This is a genomic window from Paenibacillus sp. 01T442 (assembly GCF_056398345.1).
The window spans coordinates 1-19595 of the sequence record NZ_JBFTPF010000039.1 but is presented as its reverse complement, the minus strand read 5'-3'; the positions used below and the strand labels follow the sequence as shown (position 1 = coordinate 19595).

Genomic DNA, 19595 nt, shown 5'->3' with positions numbered 1-19595 from the left:
AGTCCCTTGCCACGCATGTGGCACACAAATCAGCCAATAACGCCTCTGGTGTCCATTAAAAATCAAAACGGCCTCATTTTTAGCTATTAGAGGCTGTCATGTCCGTTAGAAAATTCAACCATTCTCTTTTTGCGATACTCTTTAGATTTGGGAAGAATATGCTCGCCTGTTTACCTTGAAACATTGACAACCCTCCCTATACACATCAGATTGGGTAATTACAAAGGACCTGAGGCAGAGCATCAGGTTTATTTGGAAAACAAACTAAAACAAAATAAAACAACACAAAAACATAAATTTTACATGTATTTAACCTTCAGATGACAAATGCCCTGTATCATAAGAAACAAGAACAACCAAATCCAACCTGAGGTGACTACGATGTACGAGAATAAAGCCTATATGAAAACCGAGGGCGATATCAATTTGACGGATGCTCGCCAAGCGTGGTTGGGCGATCAAGTGGATGATGCAGTGCGATCCATTCTTCAAGAGGATGAGGATGTCTTCTTACACCAAACATTGTCTTCACCTTGCCTAAACGTCTTATCTGCTTGTGAAGGGATTTACGTAGAGGATGCTCAGGGAAGAAGAATCATGGATTTCCATGGCAACAATGTGCATCAGCTTGGCTTCGGCCATCCGGAAGTTATTGCAGCCGTCAAACAGCAGTTGGATCAACTCTCTTTCTGCACCAGAAGATATACCAATATTCCTGCTATTGATCTGGCCAATAAATTAGTTGAATTAACGAATGGATCCTTGAGCCGTGTGCTTTTTGCACCGGGGGCGACGTCGGCGATTGGGATGGCACTGAAACTGGCGCGGGCTGTCACCGGGAAGTACAAGACGCTTTCCATGTGGGGCGCTTTTCACGGTGCCTCCCTCGATGCCATATCTGTTGGCGGTGAGGGCGCTTTCCGCAGAGGGCTGGGACCTTTGCTTCCTGGCGCGGAGCATGTGATTCCTTTTAACTCCTATCGCTGTGTGTTTGGTTGTCAAGATGAGGGGCATTCCCTTTGTTTGAAGCCTATCGAATATGTGCTGGAGCAGGATGGCGAGATCGGGGCGGTCGTTGTGGAGACGATTCGTAATACGGATGTGCAAATTCCGCCGATCTCCTATTATCGCAGACTTCGTGAACTCTGTGATAAGTACGGAGCCTTACTCATTGTAGATGAAACAGCGACAGGACTTGGGCGTACGGGAACCATGTTTGCCTACCAGCATTATGGCATTGAGCCCGATGTGATGGTTCTTGGAAAAGGTTTAGGCGGCGGTGTTCCCGATGGCTGCTTTGCTAGTGAAGGAAGAATTGAACAAAGCTCAGGAAATGTCGATTGGTCATTATACGCACGAAAAGTCGCCCGTTGGAGCGGCAGCAGGTTTAGCAGCCATCCGAGTCATCGAGGAGAATAATTTGTTGGCACATGCGAATGAGATGGCGAACCTCGCGAAGCTGCGCTTGCAAGTGATGATGGAGACCTATTCGCTCATTGGTGATATTCGGCAAATCGGCTTACTGATTGCGGTGGAGTTAGTGACAGACAGAGTGACGAAGGAACCTGCCGTTCGTCAAGCTGAGCAAGTCATGTATGACTGCTTGGAGCAAGGACTTAATTTCAAAGTATCCAAAGGCAATGTGCTTACGTTATCGCCACCGCTGATTATCACAGCGGAGCAGTTGCATGAAGCCTTCGATATGTTAGAAGCAAGCTTGGCAAAAGTTGAAAACTCAAAATCGATCCAATAGGGAGGCATATACATGATACAAGCTGTTATTTTTGACTGGGCAGGAACGATGGTTGATTACGGGTGTTTCGCACCGTTGAATGTGTTTATGGAGGTATTCCGCAGGAGAGAAATTGCCATAACCATCGAAGAGGCTAGAGCGCCGATGGGCCTATTGAAACGCGATCATATTCGCGCCATTTTACAAACAGAGCGCGTAATCGGCCTATGGCAGGAGCGCTACGGAAGGCTTCCACAAGAGAATGATATCGATGAGCTGTATGCCGATTTCGAGCCCATGCTGCTAGGCATCGTACATCAATATGCAGAGCCGATTCCGGGCGCCATCGATCTCACCAAGAGGCTTCGTGAGCGCGGCATTCGACTTGGATCTACAACGGGCTACACAGCCGAGATGATGGCGATTGTGACGAAGGAGGCCGCGAAGCTCGGTTATGCACCCGACCATTTGGTCACGCCGAACGAGGTGCCTGCGGGACGACCTTACCCGTGGATGATCTACCAGAACGCGATGGCTTTGAATGTGTATCCGATGCACAACTTGGTAAAAGTCGGAGATACCACGAGCGATGTTCAGGAAGGCGTAAATGCCGGTGTATGGACAGTTGGTGTCGTGAAAGGCAGCAGTGAACTCGGCATGAGCGAAGAGGAAGTGGGCTGTTGTGAGCCTGCTGTTCTTCTTGAGCGTATGGAGCTAGTGAAATCCAAGTTCCTTGCAAATGGTGCACATTATATCATCGAATCGATCGGTAAATTGGATATGATTATTGATCAAATCAATCAACGTATAGAAAGAGGAGAGCGTCCATGAATATGAAACAAAACCTAAATGTCAATGTGAATCAACTTCCAGATAATCCATACCTACTATTAACCCCTGGCCCGTTATCCACGAGTAAAAAAGTAAAGGCAGCGATGCTCCGTGACTGGTGTACGTGGGATCAAGATTATAACCAACTTGTCCAATCGATTCGCAGCCGTCTGGTACAAATGGCAATTAGCAATCCATCGGCCTATACCACTGTACTTATGCAAGGCAGCGGTACGTTCTGTGTGGAGTCCGTTATTGGATCCGTTATTCCGCCAACTGGCAAATTGCTTGTACTTACGAATGGCGCATATGGCAAACGCATTGCACAAATGGCTGAAGTACTAGGGATTTATGCGATTGTTCTGGATGCTGGAGAGACAAAGCCAGTCAATGTAAAGCAACTGGAAGAGGTACTAAAAGTAGATGCTTCGATTACGCATGTAGCGGTCGTTCATRTCGAAACGACGACAGGTATGATCAATCCGATTGCAGATGTAGCGAAAGTTTCCAAAAAATACGGTAAAACCGTCATTGTCGATGCAATGAGCAGTTTCGGTGGCGTGCCAGTTGATGTAGCCGATCTTGACATCGATTTTCTAATCAGCAGCGCAAACAAATGCATTCAAGGGGTGCCAGGGTTCGGATTTATTATTGCAAAAAAAGAAGCGCTCTATACCTGTAAAGGCCTTGCGCGTTCGCTTTCACTGGACCTCTACGACCAATGGGAAACGATGGAGCATGGCAACGGCAAATGGCGCTATACATCTCCGACACATACGGTGCGAGCTTTTGATCAAGCCATGCAAGAGCTAGAAGAAGAAGGCGGCGTCATGGCCAGATTCGAACGATTCACACGTAATCAGCAAACGTTGGTGGAAGGTATGCAAAAGCTTGGCTTCCAAACCTTGCTGCCAAAAGAATGGCAATCGCCAATCATTACGTCATTTTTGTTCCCGGATTCTCCTGTGTTTTCTTTTGATGAGTTTTATGAGCGTATGAAGGAAGAGGGTTTCGTTATCTATCCAGGCAAAATAACAGCATCCCCGACATTTCGAATTGGTAATATCGGGGATGTTCATTTAGAAGATATTCACCGTCTGCTTCAAGGTGTAGAAAATCAGTTATTTTGGAAAACAACATAAAAACAACTAAATAAAATTAAAAACAATATCTTAATGTGTATTTAACACTAATTTTACAAAGCTGCTTTATAGTAAAGGTATCAGGATGAACACATCCGGTTAAAAGAAAGCCAAAGGGAGAGGAACTTGAATCGATGAAAAAATCATTAGTAAGTGTAGCAGCTGTAATGAGCGTTGTATTCCTTTTAACAGCATGTGGTGGCAAAACGACAAGCAGCACAACGACTACAGGTGCTTCGGCAAGTCCAGCGTCTAGTGCAAACGCTGCAAGTGCAATTGACACAACAAGCAAGGATTTAACGGTGTATACAGCTCTAGAAGATGATCAAATCAAAACCTACCTGACAACCTTTAAAGCCAAATATCCGGATGTGAAAATCAATATTGTTCGTGACTCCACAGGAATTGTAACAGCCAAACTACTAGCAGAGAAGGATAGTCCACAAGCAGATGTCATATGGGGACTTGCAGCAACAAGCTTGTTAGTGCTTGATCAGAACACGATGTTGGAGCCTTACTCACCCAAAGGTGTAGACCGGATCCTTCCGGACTTCAAAGATAAAAATGCAGTAACTCACTGGGTAGGTATTGATGCTTGGGAAACGGCTTTTATCGTAAATAAAGTGGAAATGGAAAAACGCAAGCTTGCGATTCCACAATCGTATGAAGATTTAATTAAACCAGAGTACAAGGGCCTCATCACGATGCCGAATCCTTCCGCTTCAGGTACTGGCTTCCTGACGGTATCCGGTTTGCTGCAACTGAAAGGCAAAGATCAGGCGTGGGATTACTTAAATAAGCTGAATGAGAACATTGCGATGTACTCACTCTCAGGTTCCAAACCCGCTAAATCGGCAGGTACAGGCGAATATCCAATCGGTATCTCATTCGGGTACCGTGGCATTCAAGAGAAGAAAGCCGGGTCGCCTGTTGAAGTCGTATTCCCGAAAGAAGGTTCCGGTTGGGATGTAGAAGCGAATGCACTGATGAAAAAGAAAACCATTAAGCAAGTAGCTAAAGATTTCCTTGATTGGGCAATTACAGATGACGTGATGAAAGAATACAACAAAAACTACGCCATTCTGGCGATCAAAACCGATTCCACGAAAATTCCTGAAGGTTATTCCGTTGATCCAGTGAAACAATTGATTAAAAATGATTTGAATGATGCAGCGAAAAACCGTGATAGTGTTCTGGCTGAATGGGATAAGCGATTTAATGCTAAAAGTGAGCCTAAAAAATAGTGTTTAAATGAATAAAACGGCTGACTGCGAATCAAGCTTTGCAGCCAGCTGTTTTATTTTTATAGGTAATTCCTCACGGACCCTTCATGGCATGGCTGCGCAGCTTCAGCAGGCTTTAATTGGTTTTAAGGTGTGAAATGAGTTGAAAACCAAGATAAACCAACAAATTACACAATATGTACAATCCTTTAACAAAGCGTTGACACTAGCAAAGTATACTTAAACTAACCAGAAATGAGGAGGACAATGATGTCACAAGCTTACCTATCCATACAAAGTATCCATAAAACTTTCGGCTCTTTCACGGCGTTGAAGGAGATTAATATTGATATTCAAAAGAATGAATTCATTTGCCTGCTCGGCCCTAGCGGCTGCGGTAAGACGACACTCCTGCGTATTATCGCAGGTCTCGAGAAACCAACACATGGTCGTATTACCGTTGGAGGGAAAGATATTACGACACTTCCTCCTGCAAAAAGAAACTTCGGCATGGTGTTTCAATCCTATGCGTTGTTTCCAAATCTGACGGCTTATCAGAATGTCGCCTATGGGCTGCAAGGAAGGCGTTTCTCGAAGAAAGAAATCGACGAGAAGGTCAGAGAAGTGCTGTCCCTCGTAGATTTGACTCACATTCACGATCGTTATCCCTCCCAGCTGTCAGGGGGGCAGCAACAGCGGATTGCTCTCGCGCGTGCGATTGTGCTATCGCCAGACTTCCTGCTTCTGGATGAGCCCTTATCTGCCTTGGATGCGAAGGTGCGTGAGAAGCTCCGTGAGCAAATATGCGAACTGCAAGATAAGCTTGGGATTACGACGGTTATGGTGACTCACGATCAGGAAGAAGCCCTCACGATGGCGGATCGCATCGTCGTTATGAAGAATGCAGAAGTGATGCAGATCGGGTCGCCAGAACAAGTATATGACGAACCAAGCTCGCCGTTCGTCGCTGATTTTATCGGTTCGATTAACTTTCTGGGTGAAGACCAGATGAATATGGCAGTAAGGCCGGAGCATATTCGTATCGCCGCTTATGGTTCGATGCAGGGTATTCCGGCAATCGTGAAGCATATTGAGTTCAGAGGCGCTTTTTATCGAGTTCTCTTACAACCAGTTGTAGACTTTAGTGGTGCAGAAGAGGGACAGCAGCTGACAGTTGACGTATCTGCTCATGTCGCACAGCAGTTAAAGCTGAAGAGACATGTTAAGGTAACGATCGAGTTTCCACAGGAGAAACTGATTAATTTTGGCAAGGAAGCTGTGGTGAGTCTGTAATGCAGAAGCAAGCTGTCATCATGAATCCCACACATCGTCGCAACTGGAGCGAGCTGTTTACGCTACAAAACCTGCTGATCGTTGTGCTCGTTATTACCCTTTCCATAAGTACGCTAATCCCACTTCTCTTATTATTTAGCAAAGCATTTCTCAATAAAGAAGCGGAATTCATTGGTATCAAGAATTTCATTACCTATTTCTCTACGCCAGCTTTGGCACGATCATTAGTGAATACGATTTGGGTATCGGTTTTATCCACAACCATCGCTGTCGGTCTCGCATTCCTGTATGCGTATGGGATCAGCCGGACTGCGATACGCGGCAAAAGCTTTCTTCACTACATCGCGTTGTTACCGCTTTTTGAACCAACCATGATGCATGGGATTGCTTTGACTTACTTGTTCGGAAATCAAGGGCTTGTAAGTACTGGTTTCTTCGGCTTGCTGCCAGAGATGCGAATACCGATCTACGGACCTATCGGGATCGTAATCTCGGAAGTGATTTACTTATTTCCTCAAGCCTTTCTCATTTTTATCACGGCGTTATCGATCACGGATCAGCGGTTATATGAGGCAGCGGAGACACTTGGTGCGAGTAAACTGAAATCCTTTATGACCGTCACTTTGCCTTCCGTTAAATACGGATTGATCAGTGCCATTTTCGTTTGTTTCACAGCATGCTTTACCGATTTCGGCGCACCGCAAGCGATTGGCGGCAAATTTAACGTACTGGCTACTGATATTTACAAGCAAGTTATCGGTCAGCAGAACTTGTCAATGGGGGCAACGGTAGGCATTCTACTAACGATTCCGGCATTTATCGCATTTGCAGTTGATCGATTCGTGGATCGAAAGCAACGCTCAATGACCTCCTCCAAATCAACACCTTATCAAATTCCGGAGGGGAAATGGCGTGACCGGTCGTATCGTGTGTTTTGTTGGATGATGACGATTGCCATCCTGATCCCCCTATGTACGATTTTATTTGCTTCACTGATTAAGGTGTGGCCTTACAATATCAGCTTCAGTTTGAAGCATTATGATTTTTCAACCGTTGCAGGCTCAGGTCTTGACCCCTTCTGGAACAGCTTGAAGGTATCGTTCCTTACAGCGATTGTGGGTACCATCGTTACGTTCGTTTTTGCTTATTTGATTGAGAAAACAAGGTATTTGAAAGGTTTGCGTCAAGTGGGCTATTTCTTGTCTGTTCTGCCTCTGGCGCTCCCTGGTATGGTTATTGGTTTAGCTTATATCTTCTTTTTCAATGACCCCGCCAATCCGTTGAATTGGATATATGGAACAATTGCGATTGTCGTGATGGCTAATATTACTCATTTCTATGGCGTCCCGTTTATTACGGCAACGACAGCACTCAAGAAGCTGGATAAAGAATTCGAACTCGTTTCCGAATCGATGCGGGTCCCCTTTTACAAAACGTTCCTGAAGGTTACGGTACCGATGTGTTTACCAGCTATTGTGGAAATTGCCATGTACTTCTTCGTAAACTCGATGGTAACCGTTTCAGCCGTTGTGTTCCTACGTTCTGCTGATATGAATTTGGCCGCGGTAGCGTTAGTGAGCATGGAAGATGCGGGTGATGTGGCGGCAGCAGCTGCGATGTCCATGCTAATTGTGATGACGAATATCATTATCCGCTTTGCGTATGAGCTTTTGCTTAAGAAAGTGAAGAGAAGAACGGCAGCTTGGCAAACTCACAAGTAAAACCATATAATTACACTACAACGCAATAAAAATGGGGGTTACACGTTATGTCTTTGATTGGTGAAGAGCGAAAGGATTATATCCTTAACCAACTGAATCTGGAAGGCAAAGTAAAGACAAATGAATTGGTCGAGAGTCTTGGTGTGTCTTCGGAGTCGATTCGTCGATATTTGGAGGAGCTGGAGGATGAGAACAAGCTAAAGCGAGTATATGGCGGTGCGGTGAAGATCAACCTTTCGCGTGAAGAACCTTCTCAATTAAAGCGCGAAGTGCTGTACGCAGATGAGAAACGGAAAATCGGCAGAGCAGCGGCCACGTTAGTCGAGGACAATGATATTATTTTCATCGATGATGGCACAACGACGCTTCCTATGATTGATTATTTATTGAATAAGAAAAATATTACCGTATTGACCAATTCTGTCCCTGCGCTTTATCTTCTTATTGATTATAAAAATAAAGAGTTATTCTCAGGCGATATTTTCTTTATCGGCGGCAAAGTGAGCTCCGTGCAATCCCGTGTATCAGGATCATTAGCCGAAAAAATGTTGGAGAATTTCTATGCGGATAAAGCCTTCATCTCGATTGATGGCATCATGATGAACAAAGGCATTACAGGCTTTGATGAAGAACGTGGTCAATTAGCCAAAAAAATGATGGAACAGTCCAAGCACACGATCATCGTCACAGACCACTCCAAATTTGGGCTTGTCCAATTTTATAAAATAGCGGATATGAAAGATGTTGATATTATCGTCAGCGATGTCCCAGCACCGAAGGAATGGGAAGAGTATTTATTGAAAAAAGACGTGACATGGGTCACGGCTACGTAATGCGTGCTAGGGCGTTTGGTTCATTGAGATAGGAAATGTTTGTGATGATAATAGCAGGTATGTGGATAGTAAAGCAAAGAGCCGTATATCATGAGATATACGGCTCTTTTGCTTTACTTGGATAAGATGAAGTTATGATTTCAAGTCGTAACGATCAGCATTCATGACCTTAACCCAGCTAGCTATGAAGTCGCGCACGAACTTTTCTTTATTATCATCTTGCGCATAAACTTCTGCAATGGCACGTAGAACGGAGTTTGAACCGAAGACGAGGTCAACTGTCGTTGCAGAACGAACGATTTTACCTGTCTTGCGATCGCGTCCTTCAAATACATCATCGCCTACAGKGTTCCACTGTACGCCCATATCGAGCAAGTTAACAAAGAAGTCGTTCGTGAGCGTACCTACACGGTCGGTGAATACGCCATGTTTGGTGCCGCCGAAATTCGTACCTAGCACACGCATGCCGCCAACAAGGGCTGTCATTTCTGGTGCAGTTAGGTTAAGCAGATGTGCCTTATCGACGAGTAGCTCTGCTGAGCTAACACGATATTGCTTCTTCTGATAATTGCGGAAACCATCAGCGATTGGTTCTAGGACCGCGAAGCTTTCTGCATCGGTTTGTTCTTCTGTAGCATCACCGCGTCCAGGCGTAAAGGGAACCGTTACTTGAAAGCCTGCATCACGTGCAGCTTTTTCCACCGCGGCGCTGCCACCAAGTACGATCAGATCAGCGAGGCTCACTTCGACATCCAGGTCTTCTTGAATGCCCTCAAGAATGGTAAGCACTCTGGTTAGTTGATTGGGTTGATTCACTTCCCATTCATTCTGTGGGGCAAGCCGAATGCGAGCACCGTTGGCGCCGCCACGCATGTCCGTACCACGGAATGTGCTGGCTGAAGCCCACGCTGTCGTTACCAGCTCACTGACTGAAAGGCCAGAAGCTAGAATCTTTGTTTTAATATCTTCAACATCAGCGTCTGTTAATGTGTAGGCAACAGCCGGCACAGCATCTTGCCAGATCAGAACTTCTTCAGGAACTTCCGGTCCTAGATATCGGGCAAGAGGCCCCATATCCCGGTGCGTGAGTTTAAACCATGCACGAGCAAACGCATCTGCAAATTCTTCCGGATTCTCATAATACCGACGAGAAATGGCTTCATATGCTGGATCCACACGCAAGGCCATATCCGCAGTAGTCATGATGGTCTTCACACGAATAGAGGCATCTTCCGCGTCTGGAGCCAGATGCTCTTCAGCAKGATTGATGGGTGTCCACTGATGTGCGCCTGCAGGGCTCTTCGTCAGTGTCCATTCATATCCGAACAGAAGTTCAAAGAAACCATTGTCCCACTGTGTCGGATTCGCTGTCCAAGCACCTTCAATACCGCTTGTGATGGTATCGCGGCCTTTACCGGAGCCGTGTGTGCTGATCCAACCTAAGCCAAGTGCTTCGATAGCAGCCGCTTCGGGCTCTGCACCTACATGTGCCGCATCTCCTGCACCGTGGGCTTTGCCGAATGTATGTCCGCCAGCTACGAGGGCAACGGTTTCTTCATCGTTCATGCCCATCCGTTTAAATGTATCGCGGATGTCGCGCGCACTGGCAAGCGGATCTGGCTTGCCGTTCGGACCTTCTGGATTCACATAGATAAGTCCCATCTGAACGGCAGCAAGTGGGTTCTCAAGCTCGCGATCGCCTGTATAACGCTTATCTCCCAGCCATTCGGTTTCTACACCCCAGTAGATGTCTTCTTCTGGGTGCCATACGTCCGCACGGCCACCGCCGAAGCCAAATGTTTTGCCGCCCATCGATTCAATAGCCACATTGCCGGTTAGAATGAACAAGTCTGCCCATGAGATTTTGTTGCCATACTTTTGCTTGATCGGCCACAGGAGTCGACGCGCTTTATCTAGGTTGCCGTTATCAGGCCAGCTGTTCAGTGGAGCAAAACGCTGATTGCCGGTTCCAGCKCCCCCGCGCCCATCACCTGTACGATATGTCCCTGCGGAGTGCCAAGCCATTCGAATAAAGAAGGGACCATAATGTCCGAAGTCGGCTGGCCACCAATCTTGGCTGTTCGTCATAAGATCACGAAGATCTTGTTTTAGCGCAGGGTAGTCTAATTTTCCGAATTCCTCGGCATAGTCAAACTCGTCGCCAAGAGGGTTCGATTTGCGGTCATGTTGATGGAGAATGTTCAAATTTAACTGATTTGGCCACCAGTTTTTATTCGTCGTACCACTAGATTTGTGACTAGTAGCGCTTCCATTTCCATGAGGGAACGGGCATTTTCCTGAGTTAGCAGTATCCATTGGGTTCATTTCTACCTCTCCAATCAAATTAAATTAATTTCTTAATAATAATTATTATAATTAATATACAATGAACTTTGGGAAAAAATCAACGATTTTTTTGTACAAACCAAAGCCATTTATGTATTAATAATGGTTGTCTTACTTAATTATATTGCTCTAGTCGAAAATGAATTCCTTATTATTCAACTATTCGTTTGTTACAATTCAATCATGAAATAACATTAGTTGGATCTAGTAGAGATGACCGTAGGATCGTGTGAATTTTGAATGATCCGAAATCATCATGTTTAGAACAAAAAAGATCATGAAAGTGCGCCATAACAGAAGCTATAATTTTCTGAGTAACTGGTGTTATTTGGTGTTCTCATACTTGTAAACGCTTGCAAATATTGTCGTTTTACAATTAAAGGACATCGTCCTAAATGGACCGAATTTATGACTACGAAGTCCTATTTCCTATTTGAAATTACGGGGTGAAAGTGTTGAAACTATTTGCTAAACCATGGTCATTTTCAGTGACTCTCCATATCTTGTTAGTCGTCATGGTTGTCTTTCCGATTGTGACGATCAGTACCATGATTCTTCAGGTATACAAACGTGATTTACTGCAGCAAACAACGGAGCGAACCCTGCAAACCCTCCATGCGGTCACCTATTCAGCCCAGCAGGAGATCAGTAAAATTGAATACGCTGCTGCTGCAGTCGGTGTGGATCGAGATGTTTTATCAACTGCAACCGCTTTATCTCAATCAGATGAGAGTGATCGGTTCAAGTATATTAACGAGTTGTCACTTGCGCTAAGCAGATACACCTACTCGATGTCCAGCCAGCTGTTGGCGATCCACTTTTTCTATAAAGATGGCGGTGTGTATTCATTTAAGCAGAACTTGACCAAGGACGAGCGGGAGCTGCGTTCAGAGGCTTGGTATCGGAAATTACTACAGCAAAAAGATAATGTTCAATTTCTTAGTCTTCAGCAAACCCTCTTATATGGTGTGACTGTACCTTTAGCTGTAGCAGCGGCAATTGCCCCCAGTGACTACCATACGCTAAGTAACGTCGAAATGATTTATTTTTCACTGAATGAGGAAGCGTTCGATRAGATCTTAAGGCAGCAGCCCAACGACGATTCCACCTATGTCATTGTCAGCAAGGAAGGCCAAGTGGTCACAGCCAGCTACAATTGGGACCAAGCGAGCTTAACGCCGGCAAAGCTGGAACAAATCAGAGGTGCGCGAGAAGGACATTTTATCGATCAGGTTAGTGATCGTCAGATGTTAGTAACTTATGCAAGCGTTGGCGATACAGGCTGGAAAGCGATTCAAGAGATACCTTACAGTAAGGTAACGGCCAATTATGAACGTATTTTTAAGTTTGTCCTATTCGCAACCGTCGCGGTTATCGTTGTGTTTCTGTTGATTTCCTTTTATTTAGTTCACAGTTTAACAAGGCCTATTCACGTATTAGTTCGTAAAATGTCCCTCGTGATGGCAGGGGAGCTGAACGCCAAGATTGGGACTTCTAAAATTGCCGAAATGGCAGCGCTGGGCAGAACGTTCAATCATATGCTTGATCAAATTAAGCTGCTTCTGCGGCAGCGAGAGGAACAAGAGCAAGCGAAGCGCAAAGCAGAGTTTGCTGCCTTGCAGTCGCAAATTAATCCGCACTTTCTTATAAATACATTGAATGCCATCAAGCTAATGGCGCTGATCAGCAAGGCGGACAACATCCGTAACATGACCAATGCTCTGATGCGTCTCGTATCCTCCTCATTTAACCGAGGCGGCGTGCTTATCCGTTTTTCCGATGAAATCGCTAATTTAAAGCATTACCTCTACATCATGGAAATTCGTTACGGTAACAAATTTGAAGTTGAATGGCATATCGATCCACGGGCAGAATCGAAGTATTTACTCAAGCTGCTCATTCAACCGATTCTGGAAAATAGCATTGTACACGGTATGGCTGGCAAAGAAACAAGTGGTAAAATCGTGATCCAAGCCTCTATTCACGAAGGAAGCTTGCACATTGTGATCTCCGATAATGGCGAGGGGATGACAGATGAGCAACTAGAGAAGTTCCGCACTAGGCGCAGTCCCCATACGTTTACAGGCATGGGCGTTGCGAATGTCCATCACCGGATTCAACTGCACCATGGCGAGGATTACGGCATTATTTYAACAGTAAATGAACCTAAAGGAACGAAAGTATCGATGAAAATACCGATTATTCATCGTGATCAGGAAGAAGAGCGTCCGCTTCAGTTGGAAGCTTAATGCAGTTCATAAAAGATCAACTTCATAGCCGAAAAGATCATTTGGATACGTTTTCATCCCGTGTATGATAAAGACAGGTTAAACAACTAACCGAAATAACGAAACATTCATTGGAGGGGTTTCAAGAATGKGGAAAAGTAAATTAGTAAGCACGATGCTAGTGGGCGGACTTGTTATGCTGAGTGCATTGACAGGATGCTCCAAGGATACGGCAACACCCGCAGCTGCTTCAGTCAAACCAGCCGAAAGCAAAGCGGCGGCAGCGACGCCAAAACCAGCGGATCCCGTTAAGTTGAAGCTTGCGATGTGGGATGCCAAAGGCGACCTGAAGTTCTGGACAGACAAAGTGAAGGAATACACGAAGTTGAAGCCGAACGTGACCGTAGATATTGAGATGGTGCCAGATAACGGCGGTCAATACTTGAAGGTACGATTAGCTGCTAATGATTTGCCAGATCTGTTCTACCTCAAACCTGCGCATATGCAAATTTACAAACAATCCCTTCTTCCACTCGATGACTTAGCAGGGGCGAAGAATAATAAGTTTCCAGCGAAAATTGATGGGAAAATATTAGGTGCACCGCTTGTTTCTTTCTCGGAATTTGTCTACTTTCACCCAAGTATCTTCAAAGAGTTGAACTTGGACGTGCCGAAAACGATGCCAGAGTTCTTGTCTACGATGGAGAAAATTAAAACGAATGGTAAATATACACCTATCGCAATTGGCGGCAAGGAAGACTGGACGTTCTATCCATTCATGGAGTTCGGCCCTCACATTCTGTCTGGGGATGAGAACTACTTAGCGAATTTAGCCAAGACGCCAGAGCCGTTCGGAGAGGGCAGTACATTTGATAAAGCTGGGAAGATCATCAAAGAAATGTCCACAAAGAAGTTGGCAGGACCAGATGCCCTATCCATATCCTTTGATCAGTCCACACAGTTGTTTGAATCTAAAAAAGCAGCAATGATCGCAGCAGGTCAATGGTACTACGGAGACTACGCGACGAAAGTAAAAACGGATGAAGACCTTGGTGTATTCCCACTTCCTTTCCGCAGTACAGAAAGCGAGCCACTAACATCCATGACCGTATCCGATATGAATATCGGGATTAACAAAAACAGTAAAAATGTAGAAGAGGCGAAAGCATTCTTCGACTGGATGTTCAGTAAAGATGTGTACCAATCCTTCATTAATACGGCGCAACAATTTTCAACGATCAATGGTGTGAGTACGGACCTTCCTTTCTTTAACAAATGGACAGAAAAGTATCCGTTTAAACCATTTATCTACTCAGCAACGGATGAAGGCTTTGCCAAAGTGAGCGGTGCGGCACAATTTGATTTCAAAAAAGCTGCGCAGGAAATATACGCGGGTAAACCGATCGACACCTTGGAGAAAGAACTGAACAACAAGTGGAAGAAAGCGGTTGAATCGAACAAATAGGTAATTACATAGAGGGTACTATCTGAGCGATTGGAATAGTGCCCTCTCTTGTATACAGGAGTGATTATATGAATTATCGCATGCAGCAGAAAGTCGTCATCGTTTCGTTTCTATTCGTACCTGTTGCGCTTTTGCTTCTGTTTCTGATCTATCCGACTTTGCAGTTGTTTCGCTACAGCTTCACGAGTTGGGATGGGTATAGCCCAAGTTTTAAGTACATTGGCTTGAACAATTATAAGCAAATGCTGTTTGATTTCCCTGAAGCTTGGCATGCCATTCGAAACAACGTCACGTATTTTATGCTACATGCCATTGCCATCCCGCTTGAAATCATTATGGCTGTTCTCTTAACAAGAGCACTGCGAGGGAGTGCGTTTTTCCGCTTCTCGGTGTTGATGCCTTACATTATCAATGGTATCGCGGTAGCATATATGTTCAGCTACATTTATAATCCGATCAACGGTCCATTGAATGAGCTTTTGAAAGCGATGGGGCTTGAATCATGGATTCAAAGCTGGCTGAGCGATGCGAAGATCGTGAATTATTCCTTGGTCGTTGTTTCTTTATGGCGTTACAGCGGCGTGCATATCGTGTTGTTTCTAGCTGGACTGCAATCGATTCCGAAAGATCTGTATGAAGCGGCAGAAATTGATGGGGCTAACTTTTGGCAGCAGCAAAGGTATGTAACGCTCCCAGGTATCCGACGTGTGATCGAAATTATTTTGTTCATGAATGTATCTGGAGCCCTTCTGCAGTATGACATTCCGCTGGTTATGACGAACGGCGGTCCAGGCAGTGCAAGCAGCACATTTGGACTCTTTTCACTCCAAACGGCATTTACTTACAACAATTACGGTCTGGCCTCAGCGATGGCAGTTATTCTTTTACTTATGATAATTATTTTCTCATCGTTGCAAGCATGGATCGTGAAAGACAGGAGTGAGGCTTAGCATGGAACGTGCACTTTCGCTTGAACCAATGAGAAAGCAGCCGCTGCCAAGCCGTACACGATCGATGAGCAAACAGCGTGTAGCTGCTAATATCGTGTACTATATGCTTTTTTCGCTCATGGCTATTCTGATATTCGTACCTATTTTACTCGTTGTATTTGGTTCTTTTAAAACGAATTTGGAGCTTGCCGAAACGTCGCCGTTTTCGCTTCCGAAGAGCTTTTTTCATATCGACAATTACGTGAGTGCTTTGAAAGAAGGCAACATGATTCGCGGGCTTGGTAACTCGTTCCTGCTTGTCGTGTTGAGTATGCTTGGCAATATGCTGCTCGGGACGATGACCGCATTTGTGCTCAATCGGTTTCAGTTCCGGATGAAAAAGTGGATTCTCCTCCTTTTCATGATGGCGATGATTATTCCGGCTTACACGACAGAAATTGCCCGCTTTCAGCTCTTGCATACAATCGGCGTTTATAATACGCTCGGGGCACCGCTTCTTATTTATATTGGAACGGATATTATGCAGATTTACATTTACATGCAATTTCTCGAAAAGATTTCGGTACAGCTTGATGAGAGTGCTATGCTGGATGGTGCTTCTTATGTTCGAATCTTCCGCTCGATCATTTTCCCGCTGCTGCTGCCTGCAACGGCAACACTGGCGATTCTAAAAAGTGTAACGATCATGAATGATATCTTCGTTCAGCAGTTATATATGCCTGACAAGAAACTGGCGACGCTGGCTACTTCCTTAACTTCATTCGTGAGTACACGCAGTTCAGACTTGTCTATGCTCTGTGCAGGTATTATTATCGTTTTATTGCCGAGTGCCATCTTCTATATCGTTTTTCAAAGGTATATTTTTAAAGGACTTATGGATGGCGCGGTGAAAGGATAAATACGAAGGAATCAACTTCACGGATGGGGGATGGACAGGTTGTTTAAAATGATGATTGTCGACGATGAACCGCTTGTTCGTCTAGCGCTTCAACATATGATCGACTGGGATAGCATGGGCATCCAGGTGGTTATTGAAGCGGGCGATGGTATGGAAGCTCTGGCTATTCTGGAGCAGCACGGMGATATCGATCTGATGCTGCTTGATATTGAGATGCCCAGACTGGGCGGCATTGAGCTGCTGCGAGCGCATCCGGCAATTGTACAGAAGCGAAGACCTGTTGCCATCATGCTGAGTGCCTACAGCGAGTATAGTTATGTCAGAGAAGCCTTCGTGCTTGGCGCAATTGATTTCATCGTGAAGTCGGATATGGATGAGGAACACCTCGTTCCTGTTGTTTTGAAGGCACTCAATGAGCTTCGAACGCAGGAGACGTCAACGTCTGTTGTCGAACGTATGGATGAAGAGATCGACCGGAAAGGTGAATCCATTCGGCAGCTCATATCCATCAATCCACAGCAGGATGTATCAGCCTATGCTGCTGCAGGGGCTGGTATCACAGAGTGGCTCGAAGAATCGAATCAGTTGGTTGCCGTGATTACCATTTCGCAAGGCTCATCTGAGGGGGCAAGGACAGGGAGAAGCTTAAGAGATGGTCAGACGCAGCGGTTTATCATGCAGTCTGTGCAAACTGTTCTGGACGCCATGTCAATGAAGCATCTCTTATATGGGAAGAGCCAGTCCGAATATGTACTATTCTGTTCATTCGCAGCATTTCGAAGTGAAAGTATGATTCGAGAAAAAGTGCAGGCTGCCTTCTCCATGATTCAAACGCGACTCAATCAATATGTCAATGTGTCCGTCTCGATTGGGATTAGCGATCTAGCAAACGGCATGAAGGTTTGGTTCCGGTTGTATCAGCAAGCAGCCCATTTGGCCTCCATGAGTTATTTTGCCGGATTTAATAAAGTGTTCTATCCTGAAAGCTGTATGGAGCTGGGGAAGTACGGTGCTGAGAGCGGAATTGAGCATGCCCGTAAGTTGCAGGTTGCGTTGAAATCAACAGGAGCAGGCATTGCACAGCTGCTAGAGCAAAGTAACGCCCAGTTATGGTCGAAGGAATTTGAGCAGATGGAGCTGCTGCTTGGGCAAACATGGGGCTGGAGACCGCAAGATGTCCACACCGCGTTTGAGGATTTGCTTTGGGAGCTTGGCGGGCTGCTGTATCGCAAAGGGATTCGTTGGGATGACCTCGACGAAGAACTCCAGCATCCTTTTGAATATATGAAGAGTTTGGAGACATTGGATGAAACGAAAACCTGGCTGCAGCGCCTGTGCAGTCAGTTATTTCAACACATTCACGGCATGACGATAGAGGCTAACTATAGCGGTGTCGTCACACTAGCCAAGCAATTTCTGGATCTCCATTATACGGAGGACGTCAACCTCACGTTGATCAGCGAAATGGTTGGGGTTAGCGAAGGCTATTTAAGCAAGCAGTTTAYCAAAGAGGTCKGTTGTAATTTTATCCACTATTTAACCAATTTACGCATTGAGGAATCGAAACGKTTAATGAAAAAGAAGGGCAGTAAAATTACGGATATTGCTGAAACGGTCGGGTATTTGAATGTCGAGCATTTCAGCAGAATGTTCAAGAAAACGACGGGATACAGCCCGAAGCTGTATCKGGAGAGTTTGATGAACGGGTAGTGGACTGTGGAGCATTAAGAGTTTTCAGTAGTCATTGTTTTCAGCTTACGATACGTGCTGGGAGATTGTCCGAATGCTTTCTTAAATAGCTTGGAAAAGTGAAACTCATCATAAAAATGCAGCTTGGCTGCAATTTCTTTCAATGATAAGCTAGTGGTTTCGAGAGCAACTCTCGCAGACGCTAGCTTTAGTTTTAGTAGATAATCGGTAGGCGACAGGCCTGTCAGAGTACGGAAGCGGGTGAAAAAGGTCGTCCGTGACCATCCGCTAAGTTGGAGCAGGTCTTCAATTCGAATCTGTTTGTCCAAATTCCGATGGATATAGATGAGGATTTGGTTGAGCTCCGTATGATAGGTATGTCCAACCACGGAATGTTCCCTTGTAAACAGCAACATAATTTCTTGCAAGAGGATGTTGGAAGCATACGCGTGGCCAAGAGGTTGAACAATCAAACTGTCAATCATCCGTTCGCATAATTGTATGGCTTCTGCCATTTTGCCAGTAGAGATAACTTCCCTTATCGGAAGCTTTAGATTTCGGGTCATATTCAGTTGGCTGAAATCTATAAAATAAAACTTCCAATCATTATTCACACATTTGTACATGGCAGGAATGCCGCTCTCCACGAAGAAAAAGGTGTTTTTATCCAGCTCATACGTCCGATTGGCTATTCGTATGCTGCCATTTCCATTATATGTGATAAATAATCCTGGGAATTGAAAGCCCTCTCGTTGTAATACTTCATAGCTATTGTCAGCACGAACCTTCCAGATGGAGTGAAGTACGGGTGTAGGAACGTCGTTCTTTTCTAACTCGTAGGGGATGTTGATAAAAGTCATGGTAGTGACCTCCATTTGATTGATGTTGTACGATTATACATGAAATGATAACGCAAATCCATGGTTAGAACCATCTTTTCCTCCTATACTTAGACTATAAGTAAGAAACAACGAGGAGCGTGGATCCACATGTTAGTGAAGGTAGGCAACCGCGAATTAGAATTGCATGGAGAGCATTTAACTGAACTAAGAAGTTCCAATGATATTATTCATGATATAAGAGCTTTGCGTGAGCGAATGGAGGAGGACGGGTACTTACTTATTCGCGGATTCCATGATCGGGACAAGGTGTTGGAAGCTCGTAAGAGTATCTTGGAGAAGATGGCTCAGATGGGGAAACTAGATCGCGACACACAGCTTGAAGAGGGTGTGATAGGGTGTGAT

The 19595-nt window shown here is 45.1% G+C and carries 15 protein-coding genes and 1 pseudogene; 14 read left to right on the top strand and 2 right to left on the bottom strand.

Features of this window, described 5'->3' with window-relative positions; genetic code table 11:
* Window positions 1-381: 381 nt before the first annotated feature.
* The 8 genes from AC1DLM_RS23275 to AC1DLM_RS23240 all read left to right on the top strand — a co-directional run bounded on the left by AC1DLM_RS23275 (window position 382) and on the right by AC1DLM_RS23240 (window position 8775).
* The gene (locus tag AC1DLM_RS23275) at window positions 382-1419 is read left to right on the top strand and encodes an aminotransferase class III-fold pyridoxal phosphate-dependent enzyme (protein WP_477571322.1); all 1038 of its coding nucleotides are present in this window, start codon (window positions 382-384) and stop codon (window positions 1417-1419) included.
* Entirely contained in the window at window positions 1334-1753 is a 420-nt protein-coding gene (locus tag AC1DLM_RS23270; protein ID WP_477571344.1) for an aminotransferase class III-fold pyridoxal phosphate-dependent enzyme, read from the top strand. Before AC1DLM_RS23275 ends, AC1DLM_RS23270 begins: the two co-directional genes overlap by 86 nt.
* Before the next feature lie 12 nt (window positions 1754-1765).
* On the top strand, window positions 1766-2563 hold the full coding sequence (phnX, locus tag AC1DLM_RS23265; RefSeq protein WP_477571321.1) for a phosphonoacetaldehyde hydrolase: 798 nt from the start codon (window positions 1766-1768) through the stop codon (window positions 2561-2563).
* A complete protein-coding gene (phnW, locus tag AC1DLM_RS23260; protein WP_477571320.1) occupies window positions 2560-3705 on the top strand; it encodes a 2-aminoethylphosphonate--pyruvate transaminase in 1146 nt (381 codons plus the stop codon). The genes phnX and phnW overlap by 4 nt, the downstream gene beginning before the upstream one ends.
* A gap of 134 nt (window positions 3706-3839) precedes the next feature.
* The gene (locus AC1DLM_RS23255; protein WP_477571319.1) at window positions 3840-4949 is read left to right on the top strand and encodes a putative 2-aminoethylphosphonate ABC transporter substrate-binding protein; all 1110 of its coding nucleotides are present in this window, start codon (window positions 3840-3842) and stop codon (window positions 4947-4949) included.
* Window positions 4950-5198: 249 nt separating this feature from the next.
* Window positions 5199-6221 (top strand): ATP-binding cassette domain-containing protein, encoded by a 1023-nt coding sequence (locus tag AC1DLM_RS23250; protein WP_477571343.1) that lies wholly within the window; start codon window positions 5199-5201, stop codon window positions 6219-6221.
* A 20-nt stretch (window positions 6222-6241) separates the two neighbouring features.
* Window positions 6242-7942 (top strand): putative 2-aminoethylphosphonate ABC transporter permease subunit, encoded by a 1701-nt coding sequence (locus AC1DLM_RS23245; RefSeq protein ID WP_477571342.1) that lies wholly within the window; start codon window positions 6242-6244, stop codon window positions 7940-7942.
* A 47-nt stretch (window positions 7943-7989) separates the two neighbouring features.
* Window positions 7990-8775, top strand: coding sequence for a DeoR/GlpR family DNA-binding transcription regulator (locus AC1DLM_RS23240; RefSeq protein ID WP_477571318.1), 786 nt, complete (start codon window positions 7990-7992; stop codon window positions 8773-8775).
* Between the two features lie 132 nt (window positions 8776-8907).
* Here the strand turns inward: AC1DLM_RS23240 and katG are convergent, their stop codons facing one another.
* Entirely contained in the window at window positions 8908-11100 is a 2193-nt protein-coding gene (gene katG / locus AC1DLM_RS23235; protein WP_477571317.1) for a catalase/peroxidase HPI, read from the bottom strand.
* Between the two features lie 476 nt (window positions 11101-11576).
* On the opposite strand from katG, the gene AC1DLM_RS23230 reads away from it, so the two are divergent.
* The 5 genes from AC1DLM_RS23230 (at window position 11577) to AC1DLM_RS23210 (ending at window position 18372) form a co-directional block, all read left to right on the top strand.
* The gene (locus AC1DLM_RS23230) at window positions 11577-13370 is read left to right on the top strand and encodes a sensor histidine kinase (RefSeq protein ID WP_477571316.1); all 1794 of its coding nucleotides are present in this window, start codon (window positions 11577-11579) and stop codon (window positions 13368-13370) included.
* 127 nt (window positions 13371-13497) lie between these two features.
* Window positions 13498-14814, top strand: a complete 1317-nt coding sequence (locus AC1DLM_RS23225) for an ABC transporter substrate-binding protein (RefSeq protein WP_477571315.1) — start codon at window positions 13498-13500, stop codon at window positions 14812-14814.
* A 68-nt stretch (window positions 14815-14882) separates the two neighbouring features.
* Window positions 14883-15764: a carbohydrate ABC transporter permease gene (locus AC1DLM_RS23220; protein WP_441987248.1), complete on the top strand. Its 882-nt coding sequence runs from the start codon at window positions 14883-14885 to the stop codon at window positions 15762-15764.
* A gap of 1 nt (window position 15765) precedes the next feature.
* Window positions 15766-16662, top strand: a complete 897-nt coding sequence (locus tag AC1DLM_RS23215) for a carbohydrate ABC transporter permease (RefSeq protein ID WP_441987247.1) — start codon at window positions 15766-15768, stop codon at window positions 16660-16662.
* 48 nt (window positions 16663-16710) lie between these two features.
* Window positions 16711-18372 (top strand): response regulator, encoded by a 1662-nt coding sequence (locus tag AC1DLM_RS23210; protein ID WP_477571341.1) that lies wholly within the window; start codon window positions 16711-16713, stop codon window positions 18370-18372.
* A 14-nt stretch (window positions 18373-18386) separates the two neighbouring features.
* Here AC1DLM_RS23210 and AC1DLM_RS23205 read toward each other — a convergent pair whose 3' ends face one another.
* Window positions 18387-19211 (bottom strand): AraC family transcriptional regulator, encoded by an 825-nt coding sequence (locus tag AC1DLM_RS23205; RefSeq protein WP_441987246.1) that lies wholly within the window; start codon window positions 19209-19211, stop codon window positions 18387-18389.
* Window positions 19212-19340: 129 nt separating this feature from the next.
* Between AC1DLM_RS23205 and AC1DLM_RS23200 the strand changes: the two are divergent.
* Window positions 19341-19595: pseudogene (locus AC1DLM_RS23200) on the top strand (phytanoyl-CoA dioxygenase family protein); the annotation flags it as partial.

What these genes read in the sequence shown, in the direction of transcription:
- AC1DLM_RS23275 (WP_477571322.1), top strand. Translation starts at nt 382, where the DNA reads ATGTACGAGAATAAAGCCTATATGAAAACCGAGGGCGATATCAATTTG.
- AC1DLM_RS23270 (WP_477571344.1), top strand. Translation starts at nt 1,334, where the DNA reads ATGTCGATTGGTCATTATACGCACGAAAAGTCGCCCGTTGGAGCGGCA.
- phnX (WP_477571321.1), top strand. Translation starts at nt 1,766, where the DNA reads ATGATACAAGCTGTTATTTTTGACTGGGCAGGAACGATGGTTGATTAC.
- AC1DLM_RS23255 (WP_477571319.1), top strand. Translation starts at nt 3,840, where the DNA reads ATGAAAAAATCATTAGTAAGTGTAGCAGCTGTAATGAGCGTTGTATTC.
- AC1DLM_RS23250 (WP_477571343.1), top strand. Translation starts at nt 5,199, where the DNA reads ATGTCACAAGCTTACCTATCCATACAAAGTATCCATAAAACTTTCGGC.
- AC1DLM_RS23245 (WP_477571342.1), top strand. Translation starts at nt 6,242, where the DNA reads ATGAATCCCACACATCGTCGCAACTGGAGCGAGCTGTTTACGCTACAA.
- AC1DLM_RS23240 (WP_477571318.1), top strand. Translation starts at nt 7,990, where the DNA reads ATGTCTTTGATTGGTGAAGAGCGAAAGGATTATATCCTTAACCAACTG.
- AC1DLM_RS23220 (WP_441987248.1), top strand. Translation starts at nt 14,883, where the DNA reads ATGAATTATCGCATGCAGCAGAAAGTCGTCATCGTTTCGTTTCTATTC.
- AC1DLM_RS23215 (WP_441987247.1), top strand. Translation starts at nt 15,766, where the DNA reads ATGGAACGTGCACTTTCGCTTGAACCAATGAGAAAGCAGCCGCTGCCA.
- AC1DLM_RS23205 (WP_441987246.1), bottom strand. Translation starts at nt 19,211, where the DNA reads ATGACTTTTATCAACATCCCCTACGAGTTAGAAAAGAACGACGTTCCT.